General features: G+C 48.0%; 14 protein-coding genes. 11 read left to right on the forward strand and 3 right to left on the reverse strand.

Annotation, left to right across the window (positions count from 1 at the left end; translation table 11 throughout):
* Positions 1-17: 17 nt before the first annotated feature.
* A complete protein-coding gene (locus OXH00_09460; protein ID MCY3741233.1) occupies positions 18-1,202 on the reverse strand; it encodes a DUF3500 domain-containing protein in 1,185 nt (394 codons plus the stop codon).
* Positions 1,203-1,354: 152 nt separating this feature from the next.
* Complete coding sequence (locus OXH00_09465) at positions 1,355-1,960, reverse strand: chorismate pyruvate-lyase family protein (protein ID MCY3741234.1); 606 nt, start codon at positions 1,958-1,960, stop codon at positions 1,355-1,357.
* Positions 1,961-2,250: 290 nt separating this feature from the next.
* On the opposite strand from OXH00_09465, the gene OXH00_09470 reads away from it, so the two are divergent.
* From OXH00_09470 to OXH00_09480, 3 genes are all read left to right on the forward strand, one after another.
* On the forward strand, positions 2,251-2,919 hold the full coding sequence (locus OXH00_09470) for a hypothetical protein (protein ID MCY3741235.1): 669 nt from the start codon (positions 2,251-2,253) through the stop codon (positions 2,917-2,919).
* A gap of 378 nt (positions 2,920-3,297) precedes the next feature.
* Positions 3,298-3,954: a hypothetical protein gene (locus OXH00_09475; protein ID MCY3741236.1), complete on the forward strand. Its 657-nt coding sequence runs from the start codon at positions 3,298-3,300 to the stop codon at positions 3,952-3,954.
* A gap of 184 nt (positions 3,955-4,138) precedes the next feature.
* A complete protein-coding gene (locus tag OXH00_09480) occupies positions 4,139-4,996 on the forward strand; it encodes a tetratricopeptide repeat protein (GenBank protein MCY3741237.1) in 858 nt (285 codons plus the stop codon).
* Between the two features lie 10 nt (positions 4,997-5,006).
* On the opposite strand, the gene OXH00_09485 is transcribed toward OXH00_09480, so the two are convergent.
* A complete protein-coding gene (locus tag OXH00_09485; protein ID MCY3741238.1) occupies positions 5,007-6,905 on the reverse strand; it encodes a TRAP transporter fused permease subunit in 1,899 nt (632 codons plus the stop codon).
* Between the two features lie 194 nt (positions 6,906-7,099).
* On the opposite strand from OXH00_09485, the gene OXH00_09490 reads away from it, so the two are divergent.
* The 8 genes from OXH00_09490 to OXH00_09525 all read left to right on the forward strand — a co-directional run.
* The gene (locus OXH00_09490) at positions 7,100-8,731 is read left to right on the forward strand and encodes a tetratricopeptide repeat-containing serine protease family protein (protein ID MCY3741239.1); all 1,632 of its coding nucleotides are present in this window, start codon (positions 7,100-7,102) and stop codon (positions 8,729-8,731) included.
* Positions 8,732-8,804: 73 nt separating this feature from the next.
* A complete protein-coding gene (locus OXH00_09495) occupies positions 8,805-9,857 on the forward strand; it encodes a Gfo/Idh/MocA family oxidoreductase (GenBank protein ID MCY3741240.1) in 1,053 nt (350 codons plus the stop codon).
* Between the two features lie 434 nt (positions 9,858-10,291).
* A complete protein-coding gene (locus OXH00_09500; GenBank protein MCY3741241.1) occupies positions 10,292-10,963 on the forward strand; it encodes a metal-dependent transcriptional regulator in 672 nt (223 codons plus the stop codon).
* 45 nt (positions 10,964-11,008) lie between these two features.
* A complete protein-coding gene (locus tag OXH00_09505; protein MCY3741242.1) occupies positions 11,009-12,148 on the forward strand; it encodes a VIT1/CCC1 transporter family protein in 1,140 nt (379 codons plus the stop codon).
* A gap of 4 nt (positions 12,149-12,152) precedes the next feature.
* Positions 12,153-13,121, forward strand: coding sequence for a zinc ABC transporter substrate-binding protein (locus OXH00_09510; protein ID MCY3741243.1), 969 nt, complete (start codon positions 12,153-12,155; stop codon positions 13,119-13,121).
* Positions 13,122-13,123: 2 nt separating this feature from the next.
* On the forward strand, positions 13,124-13,861 hold the full coding sequence (locus OXH00_09515; GenBank protein ID MCY3741244.1) for a metal ABC transporter ATP-binding protein: 738 nt from the start codon (positions 13,124-13,126) through the stop codon (positions 13,859-13,861).
* Between the two features lie 108 nt (positions 13,862-13,969).
* On the forward strand, positions 13,970-14,887 hold the full coding sequence (locus OXH00_09520) for a metal ABC transporter permease (GenBank protein MCY3741245.1): 918 nt from the start codon (positions 13,970-13,972) through the stop codon (positions 14,885-14,887).
* Positions 14,888-14,913: 26 nt separating this feature from the next.
* Positions 14,914-15,874: metal ABC transporter permease (locus tag OXH00_09525; protein ID MCY3741246.1), on the forward strand; the 961-nt coding region annotated here is incomplete at its 3' end.

Here is a 15,874-nt window from a genome sequence, read left to right on the forward strand (position 1 = left end):
GACTATAAACGCCGCCATCAATATGGTGTCTCCTTATTATTCGCGTCTTGTAGACTACCAATGTGATAATCGAACAACTGAAGCATCGTTTTGTGATGATCGGCGGAAGCGTAGTGCTCCAATAGTGTCTTGGGACCACGATTTAAGGCGAAAATGCCGTAGTCGTTCCCATTAGGGGCGCGGGTAATCGTATGGATATGGTCTAAACCGCTCTCATGGTTAAATTCAATCCAGACGGCAGGGTTGAAAACACGGTAGTAGATTGGATCATTGATGGCGGTGCCGCCGATCCAGACGAAATAGGTATCGTCAAGTCCGGCATCGATATCCGCCATCCAGATGTCTGCAAACTCGGTTTCAAGATTGTAGACGTAAGTCTTGATAAGATTCCGAAGGTGCTCTTTTTGGGGCGCGTTCATCTCTGATGCCTTCAAGCCGTCTTCCACAAATTCGGAATAATCGTGATTCAGGAATGGATCGGTTGATCTGCCAGGCCCGACTTGAAGTCCTCGACGACCGGTTTGAATTGCTTTCGTTCTCTGGTTCTCGTCGAGACTGTTGAGTAAAGCGAAGGCGTTTCCTCTTTCATTTCCGAGGACTTGGGTACCGTTGACAGTTGCGGGTCGAGTGCCGATGAAGGCAGGGACAATCAAGACGGCATCGCCGTGTACCAAAAAATTGAGTGCCAAGTGATGACCGTCCAACTGAAATCCCCATGAACCGTCAGTCTCTGGATTTCCAAATAGAGCGATGTAATAAGGGTTTGATGCCCAGAAACTGGGGCTGATGTTGCTGATATGCGCTTCAGTCTCTTTTGTAATGAGAGAGACTTTGGTATAACCATCGTCACTCAAGAATACACTCAAAACTTCATAGAAGCGCGTCAACTGATCTATGGATAACGCATCGAAGCGAATACCACCGCGATCATCGTTCCTACCGGGTGGTGTATTCGTCCACGAATAAGATTCTTTATGCCCGAGTGGGAAAGATGCATCCGCAAGGAGTGCGCTGTCTAACGATGCCCGAAAATTTTTCATCGCATTTGCCAAAGCGACAATAGAAGGTTTTGTAGAGATCTCGGCAATCCCTTCTGTCGTTTTTTCTTTTTCAACGGTTTGTGCATCGAGGATAGTGATTGTAAGTGCTACGATACCCGCCGCTGACATCACAATCAAAGTGAGTAAAATTTTACGGAACATGGGATCCTTCCAAGTTTTTGTTATACTCAAGGCTTACGCATATTGAGCAGAAGTTATATTTAACCCCCTAAATCCCCTTATCAAGGGACTTTAAGATAGAATGTGTAAATCCTACCGAATTTACTTTTTTAACTGATGGCTGCTATTCATAACTATTCAAATGGGAATTTCTCATTAATCAGTATGAGCGGTTCTTGATTCGTGAGCACCAAGTAGGTACGACTGATAAAGGAGTCACCCTCAAGGTGTGCGATAGCAGGTGGTAAATCGATTAAAGTCTCAATACCACACCAGAGCAGTTCACGCCGAGTTTCTAAACCGCTGTGCTGCAAAAGCGTCCCTAACCCTTGTGTATTGGATTCCAAGCCATCCAAAATGGATCTTGGCAGACGTTTCGATACAATTAGCGAGTCTGCATAGGTATGAATTATCGGAGCTAATTTCTTTTGTACGGGGGTTTGGAGTATTACCTGTCGTGAGATAACTTCTTCACCGGCAGGTAGTTGAAGCCAAGGATGTTCAGTGGAGAGTATCTGTTTCTTTTGCTGTAGCAGCACAACCTTCACCGGTGCGAACGTATACGCTTCAATAAATCGCGTAACCGTCCCGTCCATAACCAGTAACCCTCGTTGGAATGGTGTGAGGCGTGCCAGATTGATTTTTCTTAAAGTTGCAGGTTTCTTGTCTTGTGCGACGAAGAGTGATTTCATGCGTGTGTTAACAAAGGTTTCCGGTTGGTCAGGTGTGTTTGTTTTCATGGTCAGAATTCTCTTTCTTTTCTCGTGGATGCATATTCACTCAGAGGCGACATGCAACATCTGGGTTTGTTATACATTTTAGACATGTAAGGGTAAAAAAGGTTCGTGGATATGCATTTGACAAATCAACCGCGAAGGTATATACTATAGACAACATTACATCTTAACAAGGTAAACGTTATGATCTCTGATGATGTTTACGCCGAAAAGCAGTAGCGGGAGATAATATAACGCAGCCACCGAGGCAATCCTGCTGTCAATGTTTGGCAAAGAATAGGGGGCATCAGAAAATGAAGTGGCTTGTTTTGTTTTTCAGTGTCGTTTGTTTCATGGGGTGTCAACCGCGGCAAGAGCCGCCGCCACAGATACCGTTTCGGTCAGACCTCGTTGAGCAGATGGCTGATGTCACAGCAGATTTTATTTTGACACCGCTACACGATGTTTTCAGTCTCAAACAACTCGCATGGTTGCAGGTGCACCGACACCAGCTCTCGGATGCTATCAATACGGAAATACGAGGGGGCTCAACGCTTGCGATTCAAATGTCGGTGTATTTACGCCTTGAGACGGCGATCCCGGTGTTGCGTAAGAAGTTGCTGACCCTGGGAAGCACCTACGGTTGGGAGGGGCCCGACTATAGCACCGAAGAACCGTTTATGTGGGAGAATCAGTATCCATACCATTGTATCTATATTTGGGCGATACAGGGCATCGCACAGGCACCCGTGGCGGAGGTTGTTAAACTCACAGACGCAGAACGCGCCGCCCTAAAAGAAAAAGCCGCTGGTGCAAGACCGGATAAATCCTTCCGCGATCCCACAACCGACGATCCTCTCGAAGAAAAAGCCGCTGGCACAAAACCCGATAATACCGCAAACGACGATCTGGTAGACGGTCATGCGTGGTGTGCGAAATGGCTTCTCACACAACTGGAGCCTGACAAAAAAGGGATTGAATGAAAAACCGTTTGTGTTTTTCAACGGTTAATTATGAGCAATAACTCTAAATATGTATGAGTGAAATTGCTAAGAATTTTATTTTATATTAACTAAGGTTTTTGATGAGGTGAAAAGTGCTTGACATTAATCAACTCTCCAGCATAGAACAAATGATTTTAGATGAACTCCGTGACCTACGAAAGACTATTACCGGAGAAACCGAAAAGCCCGAACAAAATCTCAACAACGCCATACTTGATGAGATAAATCAAAAGCTTAACAGGTTAGAGTCATTGGTAAAAACTGGAAGTCTCAGACATGAGGAGAGAACTTAACGGTTGTTTTTGTTCTGTTAAATTAGGAGGGTAATTTATTGACTTTCCTGAAGGAGATATCCTCATGTTGTATAAAATATTCGTTACACTCTTGATGTTCTCAATCCTGATGATCTGTTTAGCGCAAAATTTCACCGAAGAGGCAGCCGATACCGCGAACCCCTTTATTGCGCAGCTGTCCGAGCGACTCCGACCCGTCTGGAGTTTTGTATATTCTCCCGATGGTAAGACGCTTGTCTGTGGAAGGACGAACGGCAGTATTGCGGTCTATGATACCCAAAACGGTCAAGAAATCGCACAGCTCCGCGAACGTACCCTCAATCCCCCCAGAAGTCTTGCGTATTCTCCCGATGGTAAGACGATTGCCTGTGGAAGTTCTGATGGCTCGGTTCATCTCTACGACGCAAAGACCGCAAAACTCATCACCAAAATCGGCGGCGTGCGGATCACCCGGGAGACAACAAAAATCAGTGCAGCACACCAGCGCATCTGGGGGCTTGCGTATTCCCCCGATGGGCGCATGCTTGCCACGGGCGGGTCGGGCGGCAATGTGTATCTCTATGACACAGAGACTTGGGACGTAGAGAAGGCAGAACGCATTACCGAACACAAGGAACACCCCGTTACGGTCACAAGGCTTCGCTTTTCTCCCGATGGCAAGACGTTTGTGAGTGAAAGTTCCGATGGCACGCTTTACCTCTGGAAAACACCCTCACAGTAGCCGGCGCGGGTCTCTAAGGCAAAAGCCGTGCGGCGGATTTTGAGAGTCAAAACGCCGTCGGTGAACTCGTCTGGCATTCAAAGAGTGCTGCATTTGTTCTGGAATTTACCGAAAACCCTCTTTGAAAAACTTCATTTCTGCTGGTACAACTTGTGAGCCTCACCTTTTTGGAGGACTGTTCTGAGTGACCAAGGTTTTAAACAACACTATCCTGTTCTTGTTAATCGGTGTTTCTTTGCTTTTCAGTAGTTTCACCACAATCGCAGAAGAACTCCCGTTATCCCTCGGTAGACATCTCGCCGCGCAGGGTAACCACGATGCTGCTATCACCGAATACAAACGTTTCCTCTTTTTCCATCCAGATGATCCGCGTGTCGGTGAGGTCTATTACAACATCGGACTCACCTATAGGACGCAAGGTTTATGGACGGAAGCAGTTACCGCTCTACGGACCGCGACGTATCTCGCTGCAGATAGCGAGATAAAATCGGAATATCAATTAGAACTCGCTGTGACGCTAATTGCCACAAAGAACTACGATCTCGCGCAGTTAGAATTGATTAAGGTGACGCTGCGAAACCCACCCGCCCAACTTCACAGACGCACCCTTTTCTTGCAGGCGGTTGCCTATATTTATCAATTTCGATGGGAAGAGGCGCGTAGCGTTCTACAAGACTATACCACTGATGAAAAACTTGGCGTACTCTTTGACTCTGCTATGAATGTACCACAGAAATCTGTCAAAGTTGCGAGAGTATTGTCTAAAATCCTTCCCGGTGCGGGGCACGCTTACACAGGCGATTGGCGCGATGGGTTAAATGCGCTCTTTCTAAACGGTGCATTCGGCTTCCTCGCTGTTGATGCAGTGTTAGATGGACACTATACAGACGCTGTCTTGTGGGTAGGTGCCGTTTTCTTACGCTACTACCGCGGGAACACATTCCGCGCGGAAGCAGCGGTGGCACAGTTCAACTTACGTCAGTCTCAACGAGCCGCCGAAGCACTCCTCCAACGCCTCCAAGAGATTGTCAATACCCCATGAAAAATGCCCGTTATGTTTCTGATCGTTTCTGGATGATGTAGACGATGATGACCAAAACTATCGCAACAATGAACGTCCAGATGTTATAGATGTATGCAAGAAACGCAGCAAGCGCGAGCAGTATCCACTCATACCAATGTGTCTTACGCACAAAGTACCCCATCGTCACGATTGAGAAAATAATAGTCCCGACGATAGCCGTCACCACAGATAGTACATATTGCTCGGGTGTGCCTTCTGTAAATAGGATGTGCGTGTACGCAAACAACAGCGGCATGATGTAGAGGAGCTTCGCGAACTTGAAGCATGCCCAGCCCGTCTTCCACGGATCAGCCCGCGCAATCGCAGCCCCCGCATAAGCCCCTAATGCGACTGGCGGTGTGATATTGGAATCTTGGCTGAGCCAGAAGATAATCAGATGCGCAGCGATGATCGGGATACCCATCTCAGGTGTTGTCAGAATCGGCACGGCGAGTTCGGAGGTAATCAGGTAAGCGGCGGTGACTGGAATTCCCATTCCGAGTACTAAAGAGGCAGCAGCGAGAAGCAGGATAGCAATAGCCCTGTTATCACCAGCAACCGACAGGACTAAATCCGGAAATATCCGTCCTAACCCCGTCAAATCAATAACAGCGACAATGATGCCGATGGTCCCAACAGCCCCCCCAATAGCGAGTGAGTTTTTTGCCCCACTTACCATGGCTTCCCAGATACGTTTCGGCGTTAGCCGTGTCTCTGGACGGAAATAACTCACCGCAATCGTGACGAGAATAGAGAAAAACGCTGCTTTATAGGCGGTGTAACCAGCGATCAAGATGCCAACGAGAGTCACTAACGGGAGTAGATAGTACCACCCGCTTTTAAGGAGCGGTATGAATTTCGGGGTTTCTGCGGCTGGTATCCGTTCAAGTCCCTGCTTTTTTGCTTCACAATGCACCATCACCCAGACGGATAAGAAATAGAGAATTGCTGGTACAATGGATAAAAGTGCGATTTGGCTGTACGGCAAGCCCGTCCGTTCTGCCATTAGGAAGGCACCGGCACCCATCACAGGTGGTAAGAATTGTCCACCTACGGAGGCAGAAGCCTCAACTGCTCCGGCGACGTGTGGACGGAACCCTGTCCGTTTCATCAACGGTATGGTGAATGTGCCAGTGGCGACAGTGTTTGCGATGGCACTGCCTGCTACAGAACCGAAAAAGCCCGATGTCATCACTGAAACTTTCGCGGCACCGCCTGTCGAACGCCCTGCTATAGCCATGGGTAGATTAATAAAGAATTGTCCGACCCCAGATTTCTCCAGAAATGCCCCGAAAAAAATAAAAAGAATCACATACGTCGCCATCACGTTTGCCATGATACCGAAGACACCGGCTTGACTGAAAAAGCAGTATTCGATGATCCGGCGGAGTGGAAAACCTTTGTGGGCGATGGCATCCGGCATAGCTCTCCCAAAAAGTGCATATAAGATACCGACAATAGCAATGATTGGTAAAGCCCAACCGACTGTCCGACGACTCACATCGAAACTGATGATAATCGCAACCGCCCCGACAAAAATATCGAGTTGGTTATAATTACCCGCCCGATTGGCGAGGTTCGGATATTCCACAATCCAATAACCGATTGTAAAAATGCTGCCTGCGATGAGTAGAAAATCAAGTATAGAGGGTCGGGATACTATGGAGTTTTTCCGAAATCGGTAGAGGATACCGATGAGCGCGAAGGTCAGAAGGAGGTAAAGACCGAGATGATACTGCTCACTGGCACTGCCGAAGCCTGCGCTATAGATATAGAAAAAAACGAGACCGGCTGCCCCGAGTTCAAAAATCCATTTATATCCCTTTTCTAATTCGGGCCTCTGTAGGGTTTCAAAACTTGCGACATCTTCGGTTTCAGTTTGTGTCATTGTTCTCCCACCATAGGTATTTCTATTAACAATGTTACATCAAATTGGCACAGAAAGCAAGCGGTTTTCAGATCAAATGGTATTTTCGCATTTTGTCAAGAAAACTAAGCCGATTTGCAACTAATATGACATTAGGGAACAATCGGCAACCTCTGAATTTTCGACTAAAATCCTAACTATCGAAAGGAACAATTGTGAAACATATCAGCAGATTTTTATTTAGTTTTCTCACTTTAGGCGTAATTCTTTCATGCGCGCAAACACCGCAGCGTATTGAATTGCACCCAGTATATGCTGTGCCGCGCGGCACTCCAGAAGGACCGGGGAAACCTCTCGTTACAGCCGAAGGTTTAGATACAGAAAAAGTCAAAGCCTCTACGGTTCGTGTGGTTTACGGAAAAGGGGATTCAACGATGATTAGTAGTGGCTTTTTCGTGGCAGATGACAAGATTGCCACGAACGTTCATGTTGTTGCAACTGCTGATCTTGCGTCGTTACACGTGAGAACCGATAACGGGGACTGTACAATTCAAGGTGTCACAGCATTTGATACCAAAAACGATCTCGTCATTCTACAAATATCTGGCACCGGTGTCCCATTTGTTATCGGCAACAGCGATGCAGTTAGACACGGTGAGACTGTTTTCTGTACAGGCTATATAGGTTATCCTGCTGATAGATTCAATATCATGGAGAACACTGTCCTTTCGGGGCGGCTTGGCAGTGTGTGGCTTCGGGTGACACCCGACATCTTTCCAGGGAACAGCGGTGGGCCTGTGCTGAATACCATGGGAGAAGTCATTGGAATTAATGTGGCTGGTAGCGGCCCTGTCGGTTATATCATTGAGTCAAATGCCCTCAAAGGGCTCCTAAAACAGTTCGGACCTGCAGAACCTTTAGCACAATGGCAGAAAAGGGACCCCGTACGTGCCTTTACCTACCTCGGTGAGGCATCCGATAAATTCTATGCTGCTGACTATGCCAGTGCGATAGGGGCAGTTGATAAATTTATTGCCTTAAACCCAACATCCCCAGGAATACACATGCAGTATGAAATTCGTGGGTACGCGAAAGCCCTCCTTGGGCAGGCTAAATTTGACAAAGATGCCCCAGGCGTAGCGCAACGGTACTATCGTGCAGCGATTGAAGACCTCGATAAAGCCATCGGCATTAACCCGGAGGATACTTCCGCGTATGCCAAGCGCGGCTCTGCGAAAACACTCTTTGGTCATTCTGAATTTATCAGGGATCACGTAGCAGAAGCGCAACAGTACTATCGTGCAGCGATTGAAGACTTTGATAAAGCCATTGGTATCCACCCAAAGTTTCCGTCATACGCGGAGCGTGGAGCGGTGAAGGTCGCCCTGGGCATTTCTGAAACCAACCAAGGACATACGACAGAAGCACAGCAGTCCTATTACGCGGCGATTGAAGACTTTGATAAAGCGACTGATTATGACCGGTATGATACTTATGCCTATATCATTCGGGGATATACGAGAATTTGCTTGGCGGATTTTGAATCTGATAAAGGGAATATGGAAGATGCTCGCAGCCTATACGAAGCAGCAATAACTGATTGTGATTCGGCTATCAAATTTGATATGGAGAATCCTTACGGCTACCACACGCGCGGTGTTGCGAAGGCTGCTCTTGATGATTACGTTCAGGCGATTGATGATTTCGATAAAACCGTCAGCCATAAGTCAGATTTTGCCAGAGCCTACTACAATCGTGCTGTCGCGAAGATGTTGCTTGGGGAAAAAAGAGAAGCGAAGGCGGATTTCAAAAAGGCGAAAGAACTTGACGCGAATATACGAAAATAATCTCCTATTTGCCAGTAAAAGTGAATTATGATAGAATGGCAGCACGTCAACTGATTCAGAGAGGAGACATGAAATGGCAATAGGATTAGGCGTTATTGGGATGAATCCCACGAATATGGGTTCAACTGCGACCCTGTTAAAAGATGTACCGGACTTGAAATATGAACTCCGCGGTATCTGTGCGAAGCGGGCAGATGTGCTTGAGAACTACGCTAACCAAATTGGCGTGGATTTCTGGACAACGGATTATCGAGAATTAGTGGAGCGTGACGATATTTCTGTTGTCGCGATCTATTCTCCCGACCACTTGCATGCCGAACACTGCGTCGCTGCGATTGAAGCCGGGAAACATGTCATCTGCACGAAACCGATGGTGACCCAATTAGCAGATGCACAGCAACTGGTGGATCTGGTGCGCGAACACAAGACTAAATTCCTTGTGGGGCAATCAATGCGGTTTGACCTTCAGTTTTTGACAATGAAACAGTTCCTTGACGATGGCGATTTAGGCGAGATTATGTTAGCAGATGCCTATTATGTCCACGACATGCGCGAAGTCTATGATTTCACGCCGTGGCGGCTCCATGAACCGCAAGATTTGATGTTCGGCGGTATTGTGCATCCTGTTGACCTATTGCGCTGTCTCCTCGGTGATGTAGATGAGGTGCACGCCTATGGGACGAAAGGCTTACTCACACCAGAATACCCTATAAAGAATAATTTCTTTCTCAACCTGAAGTTTAAGAGCGGGCAGATTGCGAGAGCGATGGGGCTTTACGATATCGTCCACCCGCCGATGCCGATGCAGCAGATCTCCATTTTCGGAAGTAAAGGGACGGTAATTGGGGACTTTACGGACAACAAAGAGGGACACGTCAAGTTGATGCTCGATAAAATGGCCACCAGAGAACCCTTTGAAGTGACCTGTCCTCCTGAGATAGACACAAGCGTTTACGGACACGGACAAACGGTTATCCGATACATGCGACATTTTCAGCAGTGTCTTGAAGAGGATTTAGAACCGTCTCCGAACGTCATTGATGGTGCAAAGTCTATCGCTGTCGGTGTAGCGGCGTGGGAATCTATTGAATCAGGGCGACCTGTAAAAGTATTCAACGAGTTTTAATAGTTGTCAGTTATCAGTTGTCAGTTAAAGAGGTTCCTGTGGCGGTTCCTGTTCTTGTTACCGCCACAAAGTCTAACCCATGACCATTCCGCCGATGACCGAAAAACCCCTAAATAGTTAACATCGTAGGTGTTTTTGCTTGGGGTCTTTTATAGGGTGTTTCTGCGGATTTCCCCCAGGTTGAACGGATTCCATAATCCTGTTCAGTATCTCTAAATTGATACTTACCAGACCGGGGATCATGAGTGAAAATAATTTTTTATTGACAATTTTCTTTGCATAATATATAATTTAGGCATGCCTAAATTAATTTCTTGGCATTTCTAATAATTATGGCACATAGTGCCTAAAACTAAGTAGGTAGGACACCTACATATAACCGCATCGTGATGACGATATGCTTTGCGTAGGTCAGGTGCGGATTGGAAAGACCCATGCTTACACATGCTGCAGAGGATTATCTCAAGTCGATTTACAAGTTACAAGAGAAAGGCGGTAAGGTTTCGACTGGCATTTTAGCAGAATACCTTGAAGTGAAACCCGCTTCCGCTACCGGGATGATCAAAAAATTGAAGACGATGAAACTGGTGCGTTATGAACGCTATAGAGGTGTGACGCTAACGGCTGCCGGAAAAGCAATTGCGCTTGAAATCATCAGGCATCATCGCTTATTGGAACTTTACCTATTCAAAGCCCTCGGCGTTCCATGGGATGGCGTTCACGAGGAAGCCGAAAAATTGGAGCACGTCATTTCGGAAGACGTAGAGGCACGGATGGACGAGTTTCTCGGTTATCCGACTGCCGACCCGCATGGTGCGCCGATACCGGATAAAAACGGTGTTGTGACACAGACAGCATCCATTCCGATGACAGACCTGCAGAACGGACAAAGTTGTGTCGTTGCTGAAGTGAGTGACAACGATTCGGCGTTGCTCCGACATCTCGGAAGCTTTAACCTTTATCCGGGTACGGCGTTTCGGGTGATTGAGGTTGCCCCCTTTGAAGGTCCATTTACTATTGATATTGCGGGACAACAGGTGGTTATTGGACGTGAAGTTGCGAAACATATTTTCGTGGATCAGGTGCAAGATCCAGATAATGTATAGGCGCGCTTTGAAAGCGCGTATATTATCGCTGAAAGGAATCGAAAAATGGAACAACAAGACCGGACTCGACCTGATGCTAAAACGATTAAGGTGTGGAAACACCATTTGCAAGATGAAATCGATGCCAGTTTCCTTTATGGCGTTTTCGCGAGCCTTGAATCAGATGACAAGCGAAAAGAGATATTAAGCGAGCTTGCGGAGGTAGAAAATCAACATGTAGTCCGTTGGCAGGAGATGCTGACGGCATACGACGTAAAAATCAAAAGGCAACAGCCAACATTGAAAGCACGGTTGATGGCGTGGTATGCTCGCCGATTTGGGAATGCGTTTCCGCTCTCGCAGATGCTGGGGGAGGAAGCGAGTGAAGTCAAAGACTATCTAACGCTTCATAGAAACAGCACACTCGCAGATGCCAGGGAAACGGCGCTTATTTTAGCCAAGGAATCCGCGCAACATACAGAGAGTTTGCAGGAACTTACCGGAACGATTGGTGAACCTTGGCACAAAACCGAATCTGGAGGCATGGTCGGCAATATTGTTTATGGGTTTAACGACGGTTTAACGGCGAATTTCGGGTTAGTTGCTGGCGTTATTGCTGCGACATCGGATATCTCGACAATCCTTGTGACAGGTATCGTCGGAACGGTCGCGGACTCGCTCTCTATGGGTGCTTCCGGGTACCTTGCGGCGAAGAGTGAACAAGAGGTCTATGAACACGAAATCGAGGTTGAAAGAGAGGAAATTCGCCTCATGCCCGACATTGAGGAAGATGAACTCGCCCTCATCTACGAAGCGCGCGGTCTTCCAAAAGAACAGGCGCGCGAACTCGCCCAGGAGGTAATGGAGGATCCAGAGAGAGCACTGGCGGAGAAAATCCAAACTGAACTTAAAATCGGGGAGGTCTATGCGACACCGATCAAAGAGGGATGGATTACAGGGCTCGCGACTGCTATCGGTGCTTTCATTCCTGTCGCGCCGTTCCTATTTACTGAGGGTATGCTCGCTATTTGGATCTCGTTCACACTTGCCATGATGTCACACTTTGCCGTCGGTGCCGCACGGAGTTTCTTCACAGGACGCGGGCTGTTTCGGAGTGGCATCGATATGTTTATTGTAGGACTCGGTGTTGCCGGCGTTGGCTACCTCGTCGGCGAATTATTAGAACACTTTTTCTTTGGGAATTAAAATTATGTACAGAATATATATAGCATTATGTTTAATAGTTATACTTGCCACAAGTACTGGATGTGATCCAAAAGCACCGCCTGATGCTTCTGTAGGGACAAAGTTTCGCATCGTCACGACAATAGGGATGATTACCGATATTACCAAAAACGTTGGTGGAGATCGGGTTGAAGTCGTAGGCTTGATGGGACCTGGTGTAGATCCGCATCTTTATAAGGCAAGTGCCGGTGATGTTGAGAAACTCGATTCAGCAAACCTCATTTTTTACAACGGGCTGCATCTTGAATCGAAAATGAGTGATATTCTCGCCAAGATGTCAGGAGATACCAAGACCGTTGCTCTAACAGGTGCTGTTGACCAAAGTCTACTATTAACACCACCGGAATTTGAGGGACAATATGACCCGCATTTGTGGTTCGATGTAACACTTTGGATGAAAGTCGTGGGAAAGGTTCGCGATGTTCTGAGTGAATTTGATCCCGATGGTACAGTCATGTACTGGAGCAATGCTGAACGCTATCTCGCAAAACTCGCGGAACTGCACAAGTACGTAAAATCCGAAACGGAACGTGTACCACCTCAGCAGCGGGTGCTTGTGACAGCACACGACGCGTTTAACTACTTCGGAAAGGCTTATGGGTTTGAGGTTCGCGGATTACAAGGGATTAGCACCGCGACGGAGGCAGGCATCGCCGATGTGCAAGAATTGGCTACTTTTATCGCAGAACGGCGTATTCCGGCAATTTTTGTGGAATCATCTGTCTCTTCAAGGAGTCTTGAAGCAGTGAGGGCCGCTGTGAAATCAAAAGGGTTTGATGTCGAAATTGGTGGAGAACTTTTTTCTGATGCGATGGGTAACGACGGAACACCTGAAGGCACCTATATCGGTATGGTTCGCCATAATATTGATACAATTGTGAGCGCGCTGACCCGAGAATCGGGGACCCAAACCTCTTCTACAGCGGAGAATTAGGCATGCAAGCGTCCGAACCGAAAGCCATTGAGGTAACCGATCTGACGGTCGCCTATCAGGATAAACCTGTCTTGTGGGATATCGACCTTGATGTGCCCCCTGGGGTGCTTTTGTCAATCGTCGGTCCGAACGGTGCCGGTAAAACGACGTTGATTAAGGCAATTTTAGGGTTGGTACGTCCTGCGGCAGGCAATGTCTTGATTTACGACAAACCTTATGAGGCACAACGGCGGATCGTCGGTTATGTCCCGCAACGGGGCAGCGTGGATTGGGATTTTCCGACAAACGTTTTGGATGTTGTTATGATGGGACGTTACGGTGCACTCGGATGGGTCCGGCGACCGGGAAAGAACGAACGCGAACTGGCGATGCAAGCACTTGAGAAGGTCGGTATGGAGGCATATACCACCCGCCAAATCAGCCAACTCTCCGGTGGACAACAGCAACGCGTTTTTCTTGCACGCGCACTCGTTCAAGATGCTACCGTCTATTTGATGGATGAACCCTTCCAAGGTGTAGATGCCACCACGGAGCGGGCAATTGTGACACTCCTGCAGGAACTCCGAGCGAATGGTAAAACAGTCGTTGTAGTCCATCACGACCTGCAGACAGTAACCGATTATTTCGACTGGGTGATGCTATTGAATATTCGCCGTATTGCCAGTGGGCCCGTTGAGGAAACGTTCACATCAGACAATTTACGCGAGACTTACGGTGGACGCATCGCGTTCATGAAATAGCAGTCATCAGTCGTCAGTTCTCAGTCTTCGATTAACATTTTGTGGCAGTGCTTTTATCTGTAAAGACCACAATACGCCTCTGAACCGATAACTGATGACTCATAAAAAATGGAAAATTTAAGCGTTCTAACCCACCTTGATTATACCCTCATGGTTGTTGCCATCGGCGCAGCGTTACTCGGTACTGTGAGTGGTGCGCTTGGTACTTATGCTGTTTTGCGTAGACAAAGCCTCCTCGGCGATGCGATTTCGCATGCGGCGTTGCCCGGCATCGCAATCGCTTTTTTACTCACAGGTAGCAAGGCACCGCTGATTCTGGTACTCGGTGCAGCGATTGCAGGGTGGTTAGGCACACTCCTCATTTTGAGTATTGTGCGACTCACACGTATCAAATACGATAGCGCGCTCGGTCTCGTGCTATCTACGTTTTTCGGTTTTGGGTTGGTGCTACACACGCTTATCCAGCGCACCGGCAATGCGAATCAGGCGGGGTTAGATACGTTCCTCTTTGGACAAGCCGCGACAATTCTGGAGCGCGATGTCCTAACAATCGCTATACTCGGTGGCGTTGCACTCATGATTATGTTAGTTTTTTGGAAAGAGTTGAAACTGCTTGTTTTCGATGAAGGTTTCGCTGCATCTATCGGACTCCCAACCCGTACACTTGATATTTTGCTGACGAGCCTTCTTGTCATAGCGATTGTTCTTGGATTACAGGCGGTTGGCGCGGTGCTAATGAGCGCGATGCTTGTGGCCCCGGCAGTTGCCGCGAGACAGTGGACAAACCGACTCCGTCTGATGGTGTTTCTCGCTGGATGCTTTGGAGCACTCGCGGGTGTAAGCGGGACTATCATTAGTAGTACAGCGTCTCGCATCCCCACAGGTCCGACGATTGTGCTATGTGCAACGGTTGTGGTGGGATTCTCAATCGCTTTTGCCCCGAATCGTGGACTTGTATGGGGCCGGATACGGCATCAACGCAACAAGCGCGGTCTGAAAACGGCAGCAGATAGGTTATTGAAATAACCGCAGTAGGGGAGCGTATACAGCGCATGTTCCAAGGTCATTTTGATATCCAACTCATTGCGATTGTCACGGCGGTAGCGTGCGCCTTGCCCGGTGCATTTTTGGTGCTACGGCGGATGACCTTGATGAGCGACGCGATTAGCCACGCAATCCTTCCGGGTATCGTACTCGCCTTTTTTCTCACGGAGAGCCTATCATCGCCACTTCTGATTCTTGCTGCTGCGGGAATGGGGGTCCTCACCGTCTTTCTCGTTGAACTGCTACAACGGACAAAACTGGTAAAAGAGGATGCCGCGATCGGGTTGACATTCCCGGCTCTTTTCAGCGTCGGTGTGATCTTGATCTCCCGGTTTGCGGGGAATGTTCACTTGGATATGGATGCCGTTCTGCTCGGTGAACTCGCGTATGCACCGCTCAACGAACTGAAGGCTTTCGGATACGATCTCGGCCCTGTTTCCCTATATGTGATGGGCGCGATTCTTGTATTGAACCTTGTCTTTATCCTCCTATTTTACAAAGAATTGAAGTTGGCGACGTTTGACGCGAGTTTAGCCGCTACACTGGGATTTGCCCCGGCCCTTATCCACTACGGATTGATGACGTTGGTATCAATAACCACAGTCGGTGCGTTTGACGCGGTCGGTTCGATTTTAGTCGTTGCTCTCATCGCCGGACCGCCTGCTACCGCTTATCTCATGACAGATAGACTCTCGCGTATGCTTATCCTCAGCGCGATTATCGGTAGCGTGAATGCTGTCAGTGGCTATTGGCTCGCCTCTCTGTTTGATGTCTCTATTGCAGGCGCGATTGCGACGACGACGCTCCTCATTTTCGGGTTGGTTTTCGTGTTGATTCCGAATCGTGGGATTATCGCTATTGCGCGTCGGCAGGCGCGCCAGAAATGGGAGTTTGCCCAGACGATGTTGGCTATCCACCTCTTTAATCACGAAGGACTTCCTGAAGCAGAAACGGAATCGGCGATTGCAG

The sequence above is a fragment of the Candidatus Poribacteria bacterium genome, from assembly GCA_026706025.1.
Classification (GTDB): domain Bacteria; phylum Poribacteria; class WGA-4E; order WGA-4E; family WGA-3G; genus WGA-3G.

Coding starts and splice junctions, on each gene's coding strand:
- OXH00_09460 (MCY3741233.1), bottom strand. CDS start 1,202: ATGTTCCGTAAAATTTTACTCACTTTGATTGTGATGTCAGCGGCGGGT.
- OXH00_09465 (MCY3741234.1), bottom strand. CDS start 1,960: ATGAAAACAAACACACCTGACCAACCGGAAACCTTTGTTAACACACGC.
- OXH00_09470 (MCY3741235.1), top strand. CDS start 2,251: ATGAAGTGGCTTGTTTTGTTTTTCAGTGTCGTTTGTTTCATGGGGTGT.
- OXH00_09475 (MCY3741236.1), top strand. CDS start 3,298: ATGTTGTATAAAATATTCGTTACACTCTTGATGTTCTCAATCCTGATG.
- OXH00_09485 (MCY3741238.1), bottom strand. CDS start 6,905: ATGACACAAACTGAAACCGAAGATGTCGCAAGTTTTGAAACCCTACAG.
- OXH00_09495 (MCY3741240.1), top strand. CDS start 8,805: ATGGCAATAGGATTAGGCGTTATTGGGATGAATCCCACGAATATGGGT.
- OXH00_09500 (MCY3741241.1), top strand. CDS start 10,292: ATGCTTACACATGCTGCAGAGGATTATCTCAAGTCGATTTACAAGTTA.
- OXH00_09505 (MCY3741242.1), top strand. CDS start 11,009: ATGGAACAACAAGACCGGACTCGACCTGATGCTAAAACGATTAAGGTG.
- OXH00_09510 (MCY3741243.1), top strand. CDS start 12,153: ATGTACAGAATATATATAGCATTATGTTTAATAGTTATACTTGCCACA.
- OXH00_09515 (MCY3741244.1), top strand. CDS start 13,124: ATGCAAGCGTCCGAACCGAAAGCCATTGAGGTAACCGATCTGACGGTC.
- OXH00_09520 (MCY3741245.1), top strand. CDS start 13,970: ATGGAAAATTTAAGCGTTCTAACCCACCTTGATTATACCCTCATGGTT.